The 18,333-nt window shown below is 41.9% G+C and carries 18 protein-coding genes; 14 read left to right on the top strand and 4 right to left on the bottom strand.

Features of this window, described 5'->3' with window-relative positions; translation table 11 throughout:
* Positions 1 to 17: 17 nt before the first annotated feature.
* The 3 genes from P2W73_RS14740 to P2W73_RS14730 form a co-directional block, all read right to left on the bottom strand.
* Positions 18 to 284 carry a DUF6496 domain-containing protein gene (locus tag P2W73_RS14740; RefSeq protein WP_276502830.1) on the bottom strand — a complete coding sequence of 89 codons (267 nt, stop codon included), beginning with the start codon at positions 282 to 284 and terminating at the stop codon, positions 18 to 20.
* 113 nt (positions 285 to 397) lie between these two features.
* The gene (locus P2W73_RS14735; RefSeq protein WP_276502829.1) at positions 398 to 727 is read right to left on the bottom strand and encodes a four-helix bundle copper-binding protein; all 330 of its coding nucleotides are present in this window, start codon (positions 725 to 727) and stop codon (positions 398 to 400) included.
* A gap of 78 nt (positions 728 to 805) precedes the next feature.
* Complete coding sequence (locus tag P2W73_RS14730; RefSeq protein WP_276502828.1) at positions 806 to 1,300, bottom strand: CinA family protein; 495 nt, start codon at positions 1,298 to 1,300, stop codon at positions 806 to 808.
* A 112-nt stretch (positions 1,301 to 1,412) separates the two neighbouring features.
* Here P2W73_RS14730 and P2W73_RS14725 point away from each other — a divergent pair, with 112 nt between their 5' ends.
* The 8 genes from P2W73_RS14725 to P2W73_RS14690 all read left to right on the top strand — a co-directional run bounded on the left by P2W73_RS14725 (position 1,413) and on the right by P2W73_RS14690 (position 8,550).
* A complete protein-coding gene (locus P2W73_RS14725; protein WP_276502827.1) occupies positions 1,413 to 2,246 on the top strand; it encodes an MBL fold metallo-hydrolase in 834 nt (277 codons plus the stop codon).
* Positions 2,247 to 2,450: 204 nt separating this feature from the next.
* Positions 2,451 to 3,935: a Fe-S cluster assembly protein SufB gene (sufB, locus tag P2W73_RS14720; protein ID WP_276502826.1), complete on the top strand. Its 1,485-nt coding sequence runs from the start codon at positions 2,451 to 2,453 to the stop codon at positions 3,933 to 3,935.
* A 36-nt stretch (positions 3,936 to 3,971) separates the two neighbouring features.
* A complete protein-coding gene (gene sufC, locus P2W73_RS14715; RefSeq protein WP_276502825.1) occupies positions 3,972 to 4,736 on the top strand; it encodes a Fe-S cluster assembly ATPase SufC in 765 nt (254 codons plus the stop codon).
* A 19-nt stretch (positions 4,737 to 4,755) separates the two neighbouring features.
* Positions 4,756 to 6,063, top strand: a complete 1,308-nt coding sequence (gene sufD, locus P2W73_RS14710) for a Fe-S cluster assembly protein SufD (protein WP_276502824.1) — start codon at positions 4,756 to 4,758, stop codon at positions 6,061 to 6,063.
* Complete coding sequence (locus tag P2W73_RS14705) at positions 6,060 to 7,304, top strand: cysteine desulfurase (protein ID WP_276502823.1); 1,245 nt, start codon at positions 6,060 to 6,062, stop codon at positions 7,302 to 7,304. Before sufD ends, P2W73_RS14705 begins: the two co-directional genes overlap by 4 nt.
* Positions 7,305 to 7,306: 2 nt before the next feature.
* Positions 7,307 to 7,744 (top strand): SufE family protein, encoded by a 438-nt coding sequence (locus P2W73_RS14700; RefSeq protein ID WP_276502822.1) that lies wholly within the window; start codon positions 7,307 to 7,309, stop codon positions 7,742 to 7,744.
* Positions 7,741 to 8,055, top strand: coding sequence for a DUF59 domain-containing protein (locus tag P2W73_RS14695; protein WP_276502821.1), 315 nt, complete (start codon positions 7,741 to 7,743; stop codon positions 8,053 to 8,055). The genes P2W73_RS14700 and P2W73_RS14695 overlap by 4 nt, the downstream gene beginning before the upstream one ends.
* Positions 8,056 to 8,070: 15 nt before the next feature.
* Complete coding sequence (locus P2W73_RS14690) at positions 8,071 to 8,550, top strand: RrF2 family transcriptional regulator (RefSeq protein WP_276502820.1); 480 nt, start codon at positions 8,071 to 8,073, stop codon at positions 8,548 to 8,550.
* Between the two features lie 18 nt (positions 8,551 to 8,568).
* Here P2W73_RS14690 and P2W73_RS14685 read toward each other — a convergent pair whose 3' ends face one another.
* Positions 8,569 to 9,582, bottom strand: coding sequence for a LacI family DNA-binding transcriptional regulator (locus P2W73_RS14685; RefSeq protein ID WP_276502819.1), 1,014 nt, complete (start codon positions 9,580 to 9,582; stop codon positions 8,569 to 8,571).
* A 263-nt stretch (positions 9,583 to 9,845) separates the two neighbouring features.
* Here P2W73_RS14685 and P2W73_RS14680 point away from each other — a divergent pair, with 263 nt between their 5' ends.
* The 6 genes from P2W73_RS14680 (at position 9,846) to iolC (ending at position 18,326) form a co-directional block, all read left to right on the top strand.
* Positions 9,846 to 12,791 (top strand): SusC/RagA family TonB-linked outer membrane protein, encoded by a 2,946-nt coding sequence (locus tag P2W73_RS14680; protein ID WP_276502818.1) that lies wholly within the window; start codon positions 9,846 to 9,848, stop codon positions 12,789 to 12,791.
* An 11-nt stretch (positions 12,792 to 12,802) separates the two neighbouring features.
* On the top strand, positions 12,803 to 14,491 hold the full coding sequence (locus tag P2W73_RS14675; protein ID WP_276502817.1) for a RagB/SusD family nutrient uptake outer membrane protein: 1,689 nt from the start codon (positions 12,803 to 12,805) through the stop codon (positions 14,489 to 14,491).
* 129 nt (positions 14,492 to 14,620) lie between these two features.
* Positions 14,621 to 15,397 carry a PI-PLC domain-containing protein gene (locus P2W73_RS14670; RefSeq protein ID WP_276502816.1) on the top strand — a complete coding sequence of 259 codons (777 nt, stop codon included), beginning with the start codon at positions 14,621 to 14,623 and terminating at the stop codon, positions 15,395 to 15,397.
* A 55-nt stretch (positions 15,398 to 15,452) separates the two neighbouring features.
* A complete protein-coding gene (locus P2W73_RS14665; RefSeq protein ID WP_276502815.1) occupies positions 15,453 to 16,397 on the top strand; it encodes a class II fructose-bisphosphate aldolase in 945 nt (314 codons plus the stop codon).
* A complete protein-coding gene (gene iolB, locus P2W73_RS14660; RefSeq protein ID WP_276502814.1) occupies positions 16,397 to 17,278 on the top strand; it encodes a 5-deoxy-glucuronate isomerase in 882 nt (293 codons plus the stop codon). Before P2W73_RS14665 ends, iolB begins: the two co-directional genes overlap by 1 nt.
* Position 17,279: 1 nt before the next feature.
* Entirely contained in the window at positions 17,280 to 18,326 is a 1,047-nt protein-coding gene (gene iolC, locus P2W73_RS14655; RefSeq protein ID WP_276502813.1) for a 5-dehydro-2-deoxygluconokinase, read from the top strand.
* Positions 18,327 to 18,333 lie beyond the last annotated feature (7 nt).

Raw genomic sequence — 18,333 nt, 5'->3', positions numbered from 1 at the left:
GTGCAATGCTCTTAAATTTACCTGCTGCTTTTTTTCCTGGCAGTTTTTTTAACAGCTTTCTTTTTAGTTTCTGTTTTCTTTGTTGCCGTTTTTTTCCCTCCTCGTCCGGCAGGCGGGTTTGGCACTTTGGCGCCAGCTTCTCTCGCTTCGGATAATCCTATTGCAATCGCTTGTTTACGACTTGTTACTTTTTTTCCACTCCGTCCGCTTCTTAATGTGCCGGCTTTTCGTTCATGCATGGCTTTCTCTACTTTGTCCTGTGCTTTTTTGGAATACTTTGCCATAAAAAAAGTTTAAAAAGTTTAAAAGATTTAAAAAGTTTAAGGTGTTTAAGAAGTTTCAGAAGTCCTGATTAACCCTTTAACCATGTTGAACCTCTCAAACTTCTGAAACTTTATTACGCAGCTGCCATGCTCATACATTCTGCAGCACATTCATGACAGGCAGCAACGCAATCCCTGCAATGCTCGTTGTTGTGTTTACTGCACTCTTCAGCACAGGCATTGCAGACGTCGGCACAGAGCTGACAGATAGCATTGGCATGATTACTTTGTAATTGCATTAATTGCACCGCTGCTTTACAAATAGTGCTGCATTCAATATCGAGCTGAATACAGAGAGCCATCATTTCAACATCTTCTTCATGAAGGCAGGTGGCCATACAATGATCACAAGCTGCTGCACAACGAAGGCAGGCATCTATGCAAGTTTGATAAGCTGAATGCATATTGAGGTTTTTAGAATTAAAAAATCGTTGGTCTAAGTCATGACCTCAATTTTCCTGCCATGGCCGTTCAACCTTTTACTATTGTTGAAGAGCTGCCAAAAGTTTTTCTAAAACGACTTTAGAATAGAACAGCCTGACGTTTAAAGCCGATTGTTTTATAGCATTCACGGTTTCCAATATGATGATTTGTTGATGCCGGGTAATGGCAAAGCAGGCAAATAATTCCTCAATATTTTTTTCAGGTACCGGTGATGCATATCCCGTAATTCCAATTCCCCAATCACTGTTGAAGGTAATAGCGACGTTTTTAGCCATTTCGCTGGCAATTTTTTCGGAAACACAGTTGGTAGCCAAAGCATGTATAGGGTTAACGCCTAAATGTTTTGTTTTTTGACCGATATTATAAGCGGTTATACCACCTTGGAAAAATTCCAGTGCCTTATCAGCCAGTGACAGGCAGGTTTGTAGATGTCCGGCCGTAACACTTTCAGCTACAGCAATTGTTTGCTTCGAGGTAATAAGAGCTTCACCTATTTTGTCGGTAATACTTTTATTTAGTAGCTCGTTGTCCAATGCAGAATTTGTTTGAATTCAATTAAAACAAATTGCCTGCCATACCATTTTTAAGATTGTGAATAACTATCCTGGGCCAATTCTAAAGCCTTTAATTTATTTTTACCACCGGATGTCGCTTTTCATTTCATCACTTAATTCTGGCAGCAACGGTAATTGTTATTATATCGGTAACAAAACAGAAGCCGTATTGATAGACGCTGGTATCTCCTGCCGGGAAACGGAACGCAGAATGAGCAGGCTTGGATTGTCCATGTCGCTGGTTAAAGCAATTTTTGTTTCACACGAACATGCGGATCATATTACGGGGATTCGGGTGTTGTCCAAAAAATACAAGCTGCCCGTTTATATTACACCCGGCACGTTGCGGTCGGCCGGCAGAATTTTGGAAAAGGAATTGATCAGGAGTTTTACCGCTGGGCAGGAAATCGCAATTGGTCAGCTTTTAATAAAGGCCTTTCAAAAATCACATGACGCAGCCGATCCGCATAGTTTTATGATCACCGCCGGTGGAGTCAATATTGGGGTGTTTACCGATATTGGAAATTGTTGTGAACAGGTCATTAATCATTTCAAGCAATGCCATGCCGCTTTCCTGGAATCCAATTATTGCGAGGATATGCTAATGAATGGCAATTATCCCTATGTTTTAAAAAAGCGGATCAGCAGTGATAACGGCCATCTTTCCAACGGGCAGGCATTGGAGCTTTTCACCAAGCATCGCAGCAGCCGGTTAAGTCACCTGATTTTGTCCCACCTTTCAAAGCATAACAATACTCCCGAGTTAGTGGAACGACTATTTAGCCCAATAGCCGGGGCTACTAAAATAGTAGTGGCTTCCCGTTATGAAGAAACTCCGGTTTTTTGCATTGAAGCCGGCAGTGAAACCCGCTATTCCTACCAAAATAGTAGTCAGCCGGTCATTCAGCAGTTGTCGCTGTTCTAATGGTTCCATTAAGCAGAGTTGCAGGGATCCTGCTATTTACTATTTCCGGAAATATTCTTTTGCCTGCTTGCGGTCAAACCTTCAAATACAAAACTTGTTACCAATTCGTTGGAGTTGTTCAAAAGTGATTAGGCTTGCTGAATAACAACTAACTAACATTATTTATACCTTTTTGTAGAAATTCATTTGGTATCTTTGCAAAATATGAAACCCGAAATAGATCAACTAAAAGAGGTGAGTGTGATGGACGATGACCGGACCACGATCGAAAGGACCGTTTTAAGCGATTATAAGTATGGCTTTGTGTCTGATTTAGAAGCAGATGAAGCGCCAAAGGGACTTAGCGAAGACATCGTTCGTTTTATTTCTGCCAAAAAAAATGAACCACAATGGATGCTGGACTGGCGGTTAAAAGCCTACCGGCAGTGGCTGAAGATGGAAGAACCTAAGTGGGCCAACATCAAGTACGAGCCCATCGACTACCAGGACATTATTTACTATTCAGCTCCCAAGCAAAAAATAAAGCCGAACAGTTTGGACGAGATCGACCCGGAGCTGAGGCGAACTTTTGAAAAGCTGGGTATTTCCCTGGACGAGCAAAAAAGGCTTTCCGGTGTGGCGGTTGATGCTGTAATTGACAGTGTATCAATTGGTACTTCATTTAAAGAACAGCTTGGCGAATTGGGGATTATCTTTTGTTCGATCAGTGATGCCATCCAGGAGCACCCGGAATTAGTGAAGAAATATTTGAGCTCAGTAGTTCCCATTACTGACAACTATTTTTCAGCCCTTAACTCTGCTGTCTTTAGTGATGGTTCGTTCTGCTATATACCCAAAGGTGTACGTTGCCCCATGGAATTGTCAACCTATTTCCGGATCAATGCCGAAAACACGGGACAATTCGAGAGAACATTGATCGTGGCCGAGGAGGGAAGTTATGTGAGCTACCTGGAAGGTTGTACGGCCCCGATGAGGGACGAAAACCAGTTGCATGCCGCAGTAGTAGAGCTGATAGCGATGGATAATGCCGAGATCAAATACTCTACAGTGCAAAACTGGTATCCCGGTGATAAGGAAGGCAAGGGTGGTATTTACAACTTCGTAACTAAAAGAGGTATTTGCCAGGGTAAGAACTCCAAAATCTCCTGGACACAGGTAGAAACTGGTTCGGCCATTACCTGGAAGTATCCCAGTGTGATCTTAAAAGGCGACAATTCGATCGGCGAATTTTATTCAGTAGCCGTTACCAATAATCATCAACAGGCTGATACCGGTACCAAAATGCAACACCTTGGGAAGAATACCAAGAGCCGTATTGTATCAAAAGGTATCTCTGCCGGTGTTAGTAATAATAGTTATCGTGGCCTGGTACATGTGAGCAAAAATGCCAGCAATGCCAGGAACTTTTCACAATGCGACTCTTTACTTCTCGGCGATAAATGTGGTGCACATACGTTCCCGTATATCGAGGTAAAAAATAAAACGGCTGTAGTTGAGCATGAAGCCACTACCTCCAAGATCGGTGAAGACCAGATATTTTATTGCAACCAGCGGGGTATCGACACCGAAACTGCGGTAGCCCTGATCGTTAATGGTTTTGCAAAAGAAGTAATGAATCACCTGCCAATGGAATTTGCAATAGAAGCACAAAAGCTTTTAGCAATTAGCCTGGAAGGAAGTGTTGGATAACTATAATTCATAATCAATCATCAAATAAGTAAGATAATGCTGACTATTCAGAATTTACATGCTGGGATCGAGGAGCGGGAAATTTTAAAAGGTATCAATTTAACCATAAACCCCGGTGAAGTGCATGCGATCATGGGACCTAATGGTTCGGGTAAAAGCACTTTAGCCTCTGTATTAGCAGGACGTGAAGATTACGAAGTAACAAAAGGCTCGGTTGAGTTTTTAGGAAAAGATCTGCTGGATCTTTCGCCGGAAGAAAGAGCGGGTGAAGGAATTTTCCTCGCTTTCCAGTATCCGGTTGAAATTCCAGGTTTGACTACCACCAACTTTATAAAGACCGCTGTGAATGAAGTGCGCAAATACCGTGGTGAAGAGCCATTGGATGCCGTGCAATTCTTGAAAATGATGAAAGAGAAAATGGCTTTAATGGAAATCGGTCAATCATTGTTAAGCCGCTCACTGAACGAAGGTTTTTCAGGTGGTGAGAAAAAAAGAAATGAAATTTTCCAGATGGCCATGTTGCAACCGAAACTGGCGATCCTTGACGAAACAGACTCAGGGTTGGATATCGATGCGATTCGTATCGTGGCTAATGGTGTAAATAAATTAAGAAGTAAAGACAATGCGGTGTTGGTGGTTACACACTACCAGCGTTTGCTGGATTATATCGTTCCGGATTTTGTGCATGTATTGTATAACGGTCGTATCGTAAAATCAGGAACAAAGGAATTGGCATTTGAGCTGGAAGAAAGAGGATATGATTTCATTAAAAATGAGGCGAACGAAAAACAGGAGGCCTGAGGCTTAAACAAGTAAGAAAATGATCGACACTATAAAAGAACAATATCAGCAGTTGCAGGCAAAAAATGGCGACAGCGTATTGACAAGCATTGAACAAAAAGCTTTCGATACGTTCACTAAGTTGGGTGTGCCTACTGCTAAGCACGAAGAGTGGAAATATACCCGCATCAGTAGTTTATTCAATAAGGATTATGCATTGGTGCAGGCGCCGGTTACCTTCTCGAAAGAAGAAATGGCTGGCATTCGCTTGCCAGGTCATGAGGAAGCAAATGAGTTAGTATTTGTAAATGGCCTTTATTCCCCATCGCTTTCAATAGTACGTTCGTCCGGATTGGTAGTGTTGCCTTTGAAAGAGGCTGCGGAGGCGAACGACTATAAAGACATTGTTGTACAGAACCTCGGTAAAAGCAATAAATACCTGAAAGATGGTATTCATGCATTGAATACCGCTTTTTTACAGGAAGGTGTTTTTCTTTTTGTAAAAAAGTCTGTGGTTATTGAGCATCCGGTTTATATCTATAATATCTCAGATGCACGTTCGGTTAATACGTTGGCACAACCCAGGAGCTTGGTTTATATCGGGGAAAACGCACAGGTGAAATTTGTAGAAAGCTATTCAACAATTGGTCAGTCTGAAAGCTTTACCAACCAGGTAATGGAATTGGTGGTGGAAAAAAATGCCCTCGTTGAATATTATAAGATTCAAAACGATGGTGTAAACAGCAGCCAGGTTAGCACTACTCATTTCAGGCAGGTTGGAAAGAGCGTAGTGAATGCCGTTACTATTTCCCTGAATGGTGGCATTGTCCGGAACAATATGAACGTGTCGCTTGAAGCAGAATACAATGAAGCACATTTGTATGGTTTGTATTTTTTGAAAGGTAAAACGCATGTTGACAATCACACGGTCGTTGATAATATACAACCTCATTGCCTGAGCAATGAATTATACAAAGGCATCATCGACGACAGCGCCACAGCTGTTTTTAATGGAAAGATTTTTGTAGAGCCTTTGGCGCAAAAAACAAATGCCTTTCAATCCAATAAAAATATTTTGTTATCGGATTCAGCTTCGGTCAACACCAAGCCGCAGCTGGAGATCTTTGCTGATGATGTAAAATGCTCTCACGGTTGTACCATTGGCCAGCTTGATGAAGAGGGTTTGTTTTATCTCCGTTCAAGAGGCATTAGTGAGAAAGCCGCCAAATCATTATTGGTACATGCATTTGCTATCGACATACTCGAACACATCAAACTGGAGCCGATCCGGGATTATGTCGATCAGCTTATCTCCGATAGACTTGAATTTGATTTTGATTTAACATGATTGAAACTATAACCATAAAGGATACCCTCGATGTACAGGCGATTCGCCGCCATTTTCCAGCATTAAGCCGGGAGGTGAAAGGTAAGCCATTGGTATATTTTGATAATGCGGCTACTACCCAAAAACCACAGGCTGTTATTGATGCATTGGTTGACTATTATAGCAGCTACAACGCCAATATTCATCGGGGCATTCACACGTTGGCTGAAGAAGCTACCGCGGCCTTTGAAGCTACAAGAGATACGGTAAAAGAATTTATCAATGCTCCATCCCGTGAGGAGATCATTTTCACAGGAGGAACCACGGAAGGCATCAACCTGGTGGCACAAACATGGGGCCGGCAAAATATTCGACAGGGTGATGAGATCATCGTATCGAATATGGAACACCACTCCAATATTGTTCCGTGGTATGTTCTCTGCCAGGAAAAAGGAGCTGTATTAAAAGTCATTCCCATCAATGAGAATGGTGAGTTATTACTGGATGAGTTTCACAAATTGATCAGCGAGAAAACAAAATTAGTTTCCATTGTGCATGTATCGAATGCGCTGGGAACAATTAATCCTGTAAAGACGATTATTGATAAAGCACACGAGGCTGGCGCGGTGGTGATGGTAGATGGCGCACAATCCAGCGTGCATTTGGATATTGATGTGCAGGAAATGGATTGTGATTTCTTTGCTTTTTCGTCCCATAAAGTGTATGGTCCAACTGGTGTCGGTGTATTGTATGGCAAAAAACATTTGCTCGAGTCCATGCCGGTTTACCAGGGTGGGGGTGAAATGATCAAAGAAGTTTATTTTGACAGGATCACATACAATGACCTGCCTTATAAATATGAAGCGGGCACTCCCAACATAGCTGATACCGTAGCTTTCAAAGCAGCACTTGATTTTACAAAGCACACGGGCAAAGAAAAGATCCGCCAGCACGAGAATGAATTATTAGCTTATGCAACGGCGCAGTTGGAAGAAATACCGGGAGTAAAAATTATAGGCCAGGCAAAGCAAAAGATCAGTGTTATATCTTTTGTGGTAGATAAAGTGCATCCGCAGGATCTTGGAATTTTGTTAGATAACCGCGGTGTCGCCGTTCGCACAGGTCATCATTGTGCACAGCCCTTGATGGATCATTTCTGTATTCCCGGCACGACAAGAGCTTCTTTTGCGATGTACAATACAAAGGAAGAAATTGATGAGTTGATAACCGGGCTTAATAAGGCTATCAAAATGCTATCCTGATAATGATTGAGTATCAAACGATAGAAGAAATAGAAAAGGAGATCATAGAAGAGTTTTCCTTGTTTGACAACTGGGATGACAAATATGAATATATCATTGACCTGGGAAAAAGGCTTCCGCCACTGGAAGATCAATATAAAAAGGATGAGAATAAAGTAAGAGGCTGCCAATCCACTGTGTGGCTGGTAGCAGATTACAGGGATGGAAAAATGTTTTATGAAGCGGAAAGTGATGCTGTTATTGTGAAAGGTTTGATCAGTTTATTGATCCGTGTGTTATCAGGTCAAACACCCGATGATATTGTAAATGCGAGATTGGATTTTATTAAAGAAATAGGGATGATGTCACACCTCGCACAAACCCGGTCAAATGGGTTGCTGGCCATGGTGAAGCAGATTAAGAACTACGCATTGGCTTATAAACTTAAAAATGCGGGATGATGAACGAAGAAACATTGAGAGACCAGGTGGTTGCGTGTTTGCAAACAATTTACGATCCGGAAATACCCGTCAGTATTTACGAACTGGGCCTGATCTATCGCATTGATATTTTGCCGATCAACAATGTGCAGGTCACCATGACGCTGACAGCACCGGGTTGTCCGGCCGCACAATCCTTGCCGGTAGAAGTGGATCAGAAGGTAAGACAAATAGAAGGAGTCAATGATGTACATGTGGTGGTTACCTGGGATCCGCCGTGGAATAAAACGATGATGTCAGAAACTGCTCAACTGGAGTTGGGCTGGATGTAATAGGAGTAAAAAATTATGAAGATCACCGCACAGGAAGAATACGGTTTGCGCATTTTAGTGAGGATTGCAAAATGTCCCACTAAAGAAGGAATGAGCATCCCCCAGCTAAGCGAAGCTGAGGGCCTGAGCAGTCATTATATTGCCAAGTTGACCAGGATTCTCCGTTTGCAGGGCTTTATTAATAGTACGCCTGGTTATAAGGGCGGCTATATTTTAGCTAAAGCAGCGAAAGAAATAAATATTAAGGAGGTGATAAAAGCCCTGAGTGGTTCCCTTTTCGATAAAGATTTTTGTGGCCTGCATGCCGGCACAGTCAAACTCTGTACAAATTCAGTTGACTGCTCCTCCCGTTCCCTTTGGCAAATGATACAGTTTACCGTTGATAAATTACTTGAAAAGGTGACACTCTATGACCTGGTGAATACCGAAGAAGAGTCGACGAAGATTCTGAACACCATCCTGCTTGAAAGCAATGTTGCTATGGCTGAAAAATAAAGCCAGTACTTTTTCCAATTAGTTTTTAGTTGAGTCTCTTACCACCAGTACGGATGGTAGCACGACATTTTCCTGCTTTAAATTAAAATTGGGTTTTTCCAGTGATTTAAATAATAGCGATGCGGCTTGTCTTCCCATCTCAAAAGCCGGTTGTGTAATGGTGGTCAATGATGGATTTAAAATGGCAGCTGTTTCAAGGTTGGAAAAGCATATTACTTTCAGCTCTTTCGGGATTGCTATTTTTAATTCGCTGCAAACCTGGTACACAGGTGTTGTTAGTTTTTCTACCGATGCCACAAGACCGTCGGGCCGGCTTTTCTTTTTCATTAATTGTTTTGTCAACTCGTAATTGGCCCGGGTATCATTGCTGCAAAGAAGGATGTGTTTCTCATCGGCAGGCAGGTTGTATTTTTCAAGTGCATGCAGGTAGCCTTTCAGTCGTGCGTTGCTGATTGACAGGCTTCTTGAAATTCCCATGAATGCGATTTTACTACAGCCTTGTTCGATTAAATGTTCTGTTGCTTTAAACCCGCTTTCAAAATCATCGGTAGTGATCCTGGCTGTTGCTACATCTTCACATACCCTGTCAAAAAAGATCAGGGGAACGCCTTTTGAGATCAGGTCGTTGATATGATCGTTTTGGATTGTTTCGCTCGACACAGACATCAGCACCCCATCCACCCGGCCATACTGAAATTCCTTTAAGATCATTTTTTCGTTTTCAAAATCTTCATGCGTTAAGCAAATCAGCACGTGATAGCCCTTTTCTTTCGCAATGGACTCTATGCCATTAATGGCTAAGGAGAAAAAACTATCGGCTACTTCAGGAATTACAAGGGCGATATTCTTGCTTCTTCTGCCACGCAGGCTGCTGGCATAAGGGTTAGGAACATAGTTAAGCCGGGAGGCTGTTTCGAGTACACGTTGTTTGGTCTCGTCGCTAATTTCATAGCTATCATGCAGCGCTTTTGAGATCGTTGACACAGAAAGTTTCAATTCACTCGCAAGTTCTTTAATATTAATATTCTTCATGGGCAAGCAGTCAGCAGTTAGTTAAGCAGTCAAAAAACCTTATTTGGCGAAAACGGTTTCGTAAATAAAGCTAAGACAATATGGAAAAATTTTCTCAAAAAAAAGCAATTTGGCAGTGCATTTAACATTCTGGTAAAAGGGTTTGGTTATCCTTGCCATATTATTTATAACCAAAGACTAAACTTCTTCCAATGTGTAAAACTCAGACTGCTCAACGATCTTTCACATTATTTTTCGTCACGCTGCTAACCTGCTTTTGTTTTTTGGATTCACGGCCTGCCTATGCGGGGGAAATCCATCGTAAAAAAATTGCTATCGAACAAACCGTGAGAGGTACGGTCAAAGATGCCGTCAATGGCAAATTCCTGGCAGGCGCCAGCATTACGCTTAAAGGAACCAATACGGTGTCACTAACCGACTTAAATGGAGCTTTTTCTATTACAGTTCCAGATGCTAACTCGGTGCTGGTGATTAGTTATGTTGGTTATGCCAGCAAAGAAGTGCTGGTGGGAAACAGCGATGTCATTGAAGTGTTATTACAACCAAGTGCTTCCGATCTCGGGGAAGTAGTAGTGGTTGGTTATGGCACGCAAAACAAAAAAGATGTGACAGGTTCTGTCAAATCTTTAAAAAATGAATCCTTTAATAAAGGGATTATCAACTCTCCCCAGCAATTATTACAGGGAAAAGTAGCTGGTGTAAATGTTACCTCTGTAAGTGGCGAGCCGGGTGTAGGTATGGGAATTACGATAAGAGGTCCTGGTAGCGTAAGATCAACCAGTACACCATTATTTGTCGTCGATGGAATACCACTGGATAATTCAGCGACAGGTCGCGGCGATCCCCTTAACTTTCTTAATCCAACGGATATTGAATCAATGGATGTGTTGAAAGATGCATCAGCCACTGCAATCTATGGTGCAAGAGGTGCAAACGGAGTTATCATTATTACTACTAAAAAGGGAAAAGCAGGAGCATCAGTGCTAAATTTTTCATCTAGTCTTGGTGTTTCAAGAATAGCAAGAGCTTTGCCTGTACTTTCTGCTAATGAATTTAGAGCAGAAGTCCCCAAACTGGGAGGTGTTTTAGATGATAAAGGTGGTTCGACCGACTGGCAGAAAGAAGTTACCAGAACAGCGCTTACACAAAACTATAATCTTTCTTTAAGCGGTGGGGCAAACAAACTGACTTATTATGCTTCTTTTGGTATGCAAAAGCAACAGGGGATCATTAAGGCCAGCCAGTTAGACAGGTACAACGGCCGGTTCAACGCTACTCAACGATTTTGGGATGACCGTTTGACTATTGAGGCCAATCTAAGTGTAACGACCACCAAAAATGATCGTCCACCTTTTTCAACCATTATCGGCGATGCTATTTCCAATAATCCTACCTATCCGGCTTATGATGCCCAGGGAAATCCTGCGATTTATCAAAACTTCAGCAACCCGATAATCTTGTTTGATCTTGAAAAAGAGATGAGCACTATTAATAGGGTGGTGGGTAGTATCTCGTCTTCCCTAAGGATAGTAAAAGGATTGGTGTACAAACTCAATTTTGGCATAGATAATTCAAATGGAACCAATGATATTCAATCGAAGCCAAGCACTGTACCTGTAAGACTGGGACGGTTGGAAACCTTATACAATTATAACAGGAACAGGTTGGTAGAAAATTATCTTACTTATACCTGGATTAAAAGCGATCACAATCTATCAGCCCTGGCTGGTCATTCTTATCAACGGATTTTTATACAGGGTAGAAGTAACAGCATCAATAATTTTCCTGTCAATCCTGTAGAGCCACAATACAATCCCGGACAAGGGCAATTGTTAGACCTGGCAAATAACAGGCCCGGCGGTTACGCGGTGATTAATGAATTGCAATCGTTTTTTGGCAGGGTGACTTACCAGTATGCAAATAAATACCTGGCAACAGTGAACTTCCGTGCAGATGGCTCTTCAAAATTTGGTGAAAATAATAAATACGGATACTTCCCCTCATTCTCACTGGGATGGAAAATATCTGAAGAAAATTTCATGGGCAGTTCTCCCTTCTCCAACTTAAAACTAAGAGCAGGGTGGGGTAAAACTGGTAACCAGGAAATTCCTTCAAAATTGACACAGGCTTTATTTATTTCATCAACCTCGGGAAGTTTAAGTTATCCGCTTTATCCTACCGGAGCTTATCCCGCCGGAACTGTATATGCAAGATTAGCCAATCCCGATTTGCAATGGGAATCATCAGAGCAAACGAATATTGGGCTTGATTTCGGGTTGTTAAATGGCGCTTTATCCGGTACAATCGATGCATTCCATAAAGTTTCCAGCAATATTTTGCTGTCTTTGCCACCAACAGATCCTGTGCAACCAGCTGCCAGCTATTTTACCAATGTGAAGGATATGACCATTACTAATAATGGGGTGGAGTTGGATGTTGAGTACAGGCATTCTCCAAAGAATGGCGTAGGCTTTAATGTTGGTGGTAACATCACATACATGAAGAACAAAGTGAAAAATTCACCCTATTCGGTTATAGCTTCTGGTTCTGCTTCCGGTGCCGGGCTTACCTCCGCCACCATTAATGGATATATCAATGGTGAACCGATCGGAACTTTTTATCTCAAGGAGTTTCTTGGTATAGGTCCTGACAGCCTGAGCAAATACCTGGATTTGGATAAAGATGGTATTGACACTGACAGGGACCGTGTGGCCGCTGGTACCGCCCTGCCTAATGTGTTATATAGTTTCTTTGGCGGTATAACGTATAAAGGATTTGATCTGAACGCCAACTTCAATGGAGTGTCGGGTAATAAGATCTATGACCTTACTGCCAATACAAGTTTTCTTAAAGTAAGATTGGCCAAAAATGTAAATACTACCCGTGAGGCTATTGCTGAACCAAGAGAATCTGTTAGCAATGCATCACCAGTAAGTACACGATATCTAAAGAATGGAGCTTACTTACGGTTGAATAATCTTACACTGGGCTATAACTTCAATACAAGAGCCCTGGGAATTGACAAATGGGCATCGACACTACGTTTATCAGTAACAGGTCAGAACCTTTTTGTGATAACAGACTATGATGGGTACGACCCGGAGGTAAACGCTGACAGAAACATTGACAGTGTTACTTCGTATGGAATCGATTATTTGAGCTATCCCAAAGCCCGATCCGTCATTTTTGGTTTAAATCTTTCATTTTAAAAATTAGAAAAATGAAAAAGAAAATATTTGGCCTTTTATTCATTACATCTGTGGCCGTTCAATACAATTGTACAAAATTAGAGGAACGGATACTCGATGAATCTTCCGTTACAGGTCTTACAGATAAGCAAATTGCAGAAGGTAATATTGCTCCTGTCTATGCCGTATTGCCTGCAATGTTTCAGCATACTCAATATTTTGCCCTACAGGAAATTTCTACTGACGAAGCAATCCTGCCATACCGGGGCGGAACTGATTGGGGTGATAACGGTATTTATATATCACTACACCGGCACGAAACAAATCCTACTGATCCAAATGTCAGAAATACGTGGAATAATATAACACTGGGTCTGTCAAGGGCTGTGACAGCTATTACGGCGCTTTCTACCAATACAGATCCTAATGCCAAACTATTTTTGGCAGAAGCCAGAGGGATGAGGGCTTATTATTCAATACTTACTCTTGATCTCTTTGGATTGGTATTTAAAAAAGAAAGCCCGGCTGAAACATCAACCATATTGCGGGGTGAAGAGGCTATTGAATATATCAAATCAGAATTATTGGCTGTAGAGCCACAACTGGAAACGACTACCGGTCCCGGCAGGCTGACAAAAGCTGGCGCCTGGGGTTTATTGGCCAGGCTATATTTAAATGCGGCAGTTTATCGCGACAGATACGGAGCAGCTTCTTTCAAACCTGAAGATATGGACAAGGTGATCGAGTATTGCGATAAGGTCATCAATTCAGGTCAGTTTGCATTAGCGCCTGAATATTTTTCAATCTTCAATGACAATAACCATACAAACAAGGAATTAATCTTTGCCATTGATCAGCGGGCCGATCTAAATGGTCACAATAGAATGGCCTATTTTTCCTTATCCGGTGACCAGTTCCCGCTGCCTGCTTACACAGGAGCAAATGGAACAGATGGTCCCGCAATCACGCCGGATTTTTATCAAACCTGGGTGACTGCTAATGCTCCTTTAGATCCTGCTGTTGCCGATCCGCGTTTTTATAAAGAAAATCTTACCATTTATTCCAATCCAGCTGATTCATGTGTTGATGCGGCCAATTTCAATATCAATCGCGGCATCTTAAGAGGACAGCAATATGGTTTGACGAAAGACGCCAGTGGAGCATTTGTAAAATGCCCCGATGGAAAAATGAAAGTAAGTAAGCTGTTTAATAACACCCGCGGCAAACCTACTTTGCCTGTTGAGTTTACTGAGTTGATAGATTTTACTGTTGCGGGGAGCAATTACAGTACCGGCTATCGTGTAGAAAAATATGAATTCAGCCGCGGGTCAGTGAGCGGAAGAAACTTTGGCGAACATGATATTATTATTCTCCGACTGGCCGATGCGTATTTTATGCGGGCTGAAGCAAAACTTCGTAAATCAAATGACGCTGCGGGAGCATTGGCGGATGTAAATATTGTGAGAGCTGCACGTACAGCCAGGATTATTGCACCGCCATTAACATCCATGTCATTGGATCTTTTATTCCGTGAAAGAGGCTTTGAATTTTATTGGGAGCATCAGCGTCGTACCGATATGATCCGCTTTGGAAAATATGAGGGCACGTGGACCGAAAAAAGTAATACTGATCCTAAAAAAAGAATTTTCCCCATTCCTCAAACAGCGATCGACGGGGCATCAAACTTGCCGGGCTATTTAGTGCAGAACGAGGGATATTAAAATTATTTCATAGTAAGTTCTAAAAAATCTATTTGCATGCAGGCTATAATACTGCTTGCATGCAAATAGTAAAGTTTTTTGCCGGGAATGATCAGAACAAAACAGATAAAATAAATTGTTCGGTACAGTATGAAAAATTGGAATAGGATCGCATTTATTGTTGTATGGTCTTGTTTTACTAGTGTGGCGATTTCGCAGGTCGCTACTTATACTGTATCCAATGCTCATTCACATAACGATTATTTGGGAAAGTCACCTTTTTATATGGCGTTTGAAAAAGGTTTCGGATCTATTGAGGCTGATGTGTTTCCTGTAAACGGCACTTTATTTGTCGCACATAGTAAAAATGAGATTGACACACAAAGAACGTTGCAAGGGTTGTACCTGCAACCTGTTGCAAAGGAGTTCAGTGCTCAGAAGATGAGAAAAATGAATTTGCTGATTGATATAAAAGAAGATCATAAAACATGTCTTTCGTTATTGATCAAAGAACTGGAACCATTGAATGCTTATTTGTCAACGCCGGAACAGGAAAACTATATCACGATTATCATCAGTGGTGAGAGACCGCTTCCGGCTGATTATAAGGAGTACCCGGCTTTTATTTTTTTTGACAGTGATTTGAAGAGTAAGCATGAACCGGAAGAATGGAAAAGAGTGGCTTTGGTAAGTCTGCCTTTCAACAAAATTTCAGCGTGGAAAGGAAATGATGACCTGGCTAAGAAAGATGAAAAGTCGGTAAAAACTGTTATCGATAACGTACACCAGGCTGGTAAGCCTATTCGATTTTGGGCTGCACCGGATACCGAGCTATCGTGGAGCTGGCAGATGAAATTGAAAGCGGATTTTATCGGAACGGATAAAATAAATGAGTTGAGTGATTTCTTGAATAAAAAGAACGAGTAAAAATAAGTTTCTAAATTTTTAATGGGAGTAAATCCTCCCCTTAAGCAGCTTGCCAATGAATCCCATTTCACCTTCCATATTGTATAGCCATTGCTATGGTAAATACGCCATTGCAGCGGTAAATGTGTTTACTATGGAGCAGGTGCATGGACTTTTTTCTGCAGCACAGGCAACATCAACACCCATCATTGTTCAGATAACACCTGCAGCCAGAAACTATGCTCATCCACAAATGCTGATGGGTATGATCGGGGCTGCCGCCAGAATTTATCCTCAAACAGTTTTTGCAGTTCATTTAGATCATGGCATCGAAGAACATATTGATGATGCAATAAATGATCAATACACTTCCGTGATGATCGATGCATCGCATGATGATTTTAGTACCAATATCAAACGAACAAAAGCTGTTGTAGAAAAAGCTCATTCCAAAAATATTGTGGTAGAAGCTGAACTGGGTGTGCTGAGTGGGGTAGAAGATGATTTAAGCATAGATGAGAATAAGGCGAAGTACACTGATCCGGCACAGGCAAAAGAGTTTGTAAAAGTTACAGGCTGCGATAGCCTGGCGATAGCAGTAGGCACCAGCCATGGGGCTTATAAATTCAGCGGCGGACAAGGCCTTCAATTTAATGTGCTTCAAAAAATACAGGAGCAATTACCTGCATATCCACTGGTATTACATGGAAGTTCCAAAGTGAACATAGATGATATCGCCGCGATAAACCAGTACGGCGGCCGTCTTTCAGCCAATGCAAGTGGTGTTCCTGATGATGAATTGCAGAAAGCAATAGCCTATGGGATTTGTAAAGTAAATATTGCTACTGACCTGCGCCTGCTTTGGGCCAAAGTGCATCGTAAATTTTTCTATGAACAGCCGGAAGCATTTGATCCGGTTATACCCGGCAAGGAATATATGAAGGCGTATAAAGAGTTCATGATAGAGCGATTTGAGATTTTAGGTTCAAAAGGCAAATCATCAACGATCAATTTGAATTAATGCATAAAAGCGAAAAATATAAACTGGTCAGTCACCCTTCGAAAGGCTTTGGCGTGTATCAAAAAGTAACGGCCGAAGATGCGGGTTGGACACACCTGAATTTTGAAGCCCGGCTGATGCAAAAGCATGTAGTGTGGGAGGGAGATACCGGGGAGAATGAGTACGGGATTATTTTGCTTAGTGGGGATTATTCTATTATTACCAATAAAGGTTCATGGCAGACCACCAATGGCAGAAAAAGTGTTTTTGAAGGTATTGCACATAGCTTGTATTTGCCGGCACACACTTCATTTTCCTTAAGGGCAGAGTCCGATATATTGGATATTGCCGCAGGTTGGTGTAAGGCAACAAAAGATTTTCCACCTCGGTTTAAAACACCCGAGGAAGCAGCTATCGAGATCCGTGGTGGTGACAATGCTACCCGACAGATAAATAGTTTGATAGAGCCCGGCTTTGGCAGCAGCCAGTTGGTGGCTGTCGAAGTATATACACCTTCGGGCAACTGGAGTTCTTTTCCTGCGCATAAACATGATGAAAGAAAAACAGATGCTGAAGGGAATTTAACAGAAGCCTGCCTGGAAGAATTTTATTTCTATAAGATAGATAAAGAAGCAGGCTACGCTATCCAGCAAGTTTATACATCGGATAATAGTTTAAATGAACTGATGCAGGTAAAAACAAATGATATCGTGATGGTGCCGAAGGGATATCACCCCGTGGCAGCCGCTCATGGTTATAATTGTTATTACCTGAATTTTTTGGCGGGTAGTGATCAGTCATTGGCTAATACGCCGGATCCTGATCATGAATGGATCTTTCATTCCTGGAAGGGAAAAGATCCAAGAATACCTATGGTAACAGCAGCAATGAATAAAGAATAATATGCAAGAGAAACAATTTGATCTGATCACTTTTGGCCGTTCATCCATCGACCTGTATTCACAGAATATCGGGGCCGACTTTATTGATATAAAAGGATTCGATGCTTTTGTAGGCGGATCGCCATTGAATATAGCTGTTGGCGCCAGCAGGCTGGGTGCCAAAGCCACTTTGCTGACTGCATTGGGCGTTGATAAGATCGGCGATTTCATTTTAAATTTTTTACAAAAAGAAAAAGTAAATACGGAGTCGATCCCGCGGATCGCAAATGCCCGGACAAGTGCAGTGGTGCTAGGTATCGAACCGCCGGATAGGTTTCCACTTGTTTATTACCGGGATAATGCCGCCGATAGCCAGGTGACGATTGATCATGTGGTGGCAGCAGATATTAGCAAGTATAAAATTCTTGAGATATCCGGAACAGCTTTAAATATTGAACCGAGCCGCAGCGCTGTATTCTATGCTGCTGAAGTGGCAAACGAAAATAATGTGGAGGTAGTGCTCGATATTGATTTCAGAGCTGATCAATGGAAGGATATCCGCTCATTTGGATTGATGGTAAGAGCATTGTTGCCAAAAGTAAAAATTGCCATTGGCACAGAGGAAGAAATATTGGCTGCTACTCTGCAAAGCGCCGACCAGGTCAGGATAAAACATCAACAGATTTCCGCACCGGAAATAACAGGTGATATAAATATTGCTATACAGAAAATTTTAAAATCAGGTCCTGAAGTGTTGATTGTAAAAAGAGGGGCTAAAGGCGCCACGATTTTTCATAAAGATGGCTTGCAACAGGATGTCCCGGGTTTCCCCGTAGAAATATTAAATGTACTTGGCGCAGGTGATGCCTTTGCAAGCGGATTTATTTACGGCCACCTGCAGGGCTGGAGTTTATATAAAGCCTGCCGGTTGGGAAATGCGTCCGGTGCCTGGGTAGTGCAAAAACCCGGCTGCGCCAATGATATGCCTTACTATGATGAACTCATGCAATTTGTTGACTCGAGAGGCGGATTGTTGACAGAAGAAATGAAAAACTCAATTACTCTTTAACTGCAAA

It is taken from the genome of Terrimonas pollutisoli (genome assembly GCF_029360765.1).
Classification (GTDB): Bacteria; Bacteroidota; Bacteroidia; order Chitinophagales; family Chitinophagaceae; genus Terrimonas_B; species Terrimonas_B pollutisoli.
Note: the sequence above shows the minus strand (reverse complement) of the source record. Positions and strands in the feature narration are given on the sequence as shown.

Excerpts from the sequence above, each read along its gene's own strand:
- P2W73_RS14740 (WP_276502830.1), bottom strand. The coding sequence starts at position 284 with ATGGCAAAGTATTCCAAAAAAGCACAGGACAAAGTAGAGAAAGCCATG.
- P2W73_RS14735 (WP_276502829.1), bottom strand. The coding sequence starts at position 727 with ATGCATTCAGCTTATCAAACTTGCATAGATGCCTGCCTTCGTTGTGCA.
- P2W73_RS14725 (WP_276502827.1), top strand. The coding sequence starts at position 1,413 with ATGTCGCTTTTCATTTCATCACTTAATTCTGGCAGCAACGGTAATTGT.
- sufB (WP_276502826.1), top strand. The coding sequence starts at position 2,451 with ATGAAACCCGAAATAGATCAACTAAAAGAGGTGAGTGTGATGGACGAT.
- sufC (WP_276502825.1), top strand. The coding sequence starts at position 3,972 with ATGCTGACTATTCAGAATTTACATGCTGGGATCGAGGAGCGGGAAATT.
- sufD (WP_276502824.1), top strand. The coding sequence starts at position 4,756 with ATGATCGACACTATAAAAGAACAATATCAGCAGTTGCAGGCAAAAAAT.
- P2W73_RS14705 (WP_276502823.1), top strand. The coding sequence starts at position 6,060 with ATGATTGAAACTATAACCATAAAGGATACCCTCGATGTACAGGCGATT.
- P2W73_RS14700 (WP_276502822.1), top strand. The coding sequence starts at position 7,307 with ATGATTGAGTATCAAACGATAGAAGAAATAGAAAAGGAGATCATAGAA.
- P2W73_RS14695 (WP_276502821.1), top strand. The coding sequence starts at position 7,741 with ATGATGAACGAAGAAACATTGAGAGACCAGGTGGTTGCGTGTTTGCAA.
- P2W73_RS14690 (WP_276502820.1), top strand. The coding sequence starts at position 8,071 with ATGAAGATCACCGCACAGGAAGAATACGGTTTGCGCATTTTAGTGAGG.
- P2W73_RS14685 (WP_276502819.1), bottom strand. The coding sequence starts at position 9,582 with ATGAAGAATATTAATATTAAAGAACTTGCGAGTGAATTGAAACTTTCT.
- P2W73_RS14675 (WP_276502817.1), top strand. The coding sequence starts at position 12,803 with ATGAAAAAGAAAATATTTGGCCTTTTATTCATTACATCTGTGGCCGTT.
- P2W73_RS14670 (WP_276502816.1), top strand. The coding sequence starts at position 14,621 with ATGAAAAATTGGAATAGGATCGCATTTATTGTTGTATGGTCTTGTTTT.
- P2W73_RS14665 (WP_276502815.1), top strand. The coding sequence starts at position 15,453 with ATGAATCCCATTTCACCTTCCATATTGTATAGCCATTGCTATGGTAAA.
- iolB (WP_276502814.1), top strand. The coding sequence starts at position 16,397 with ATGCATAAAAGCGAAAAATATAAACTGGTCAGTCACCCTTCGAAAGGC.
- iolC (WP_276502813.1), top strand. The coding sequence starts at position 17,280 with ATGCAAGAGAAACAATTTGATCTGATCACTTTTGGCCGTTCATCCATC.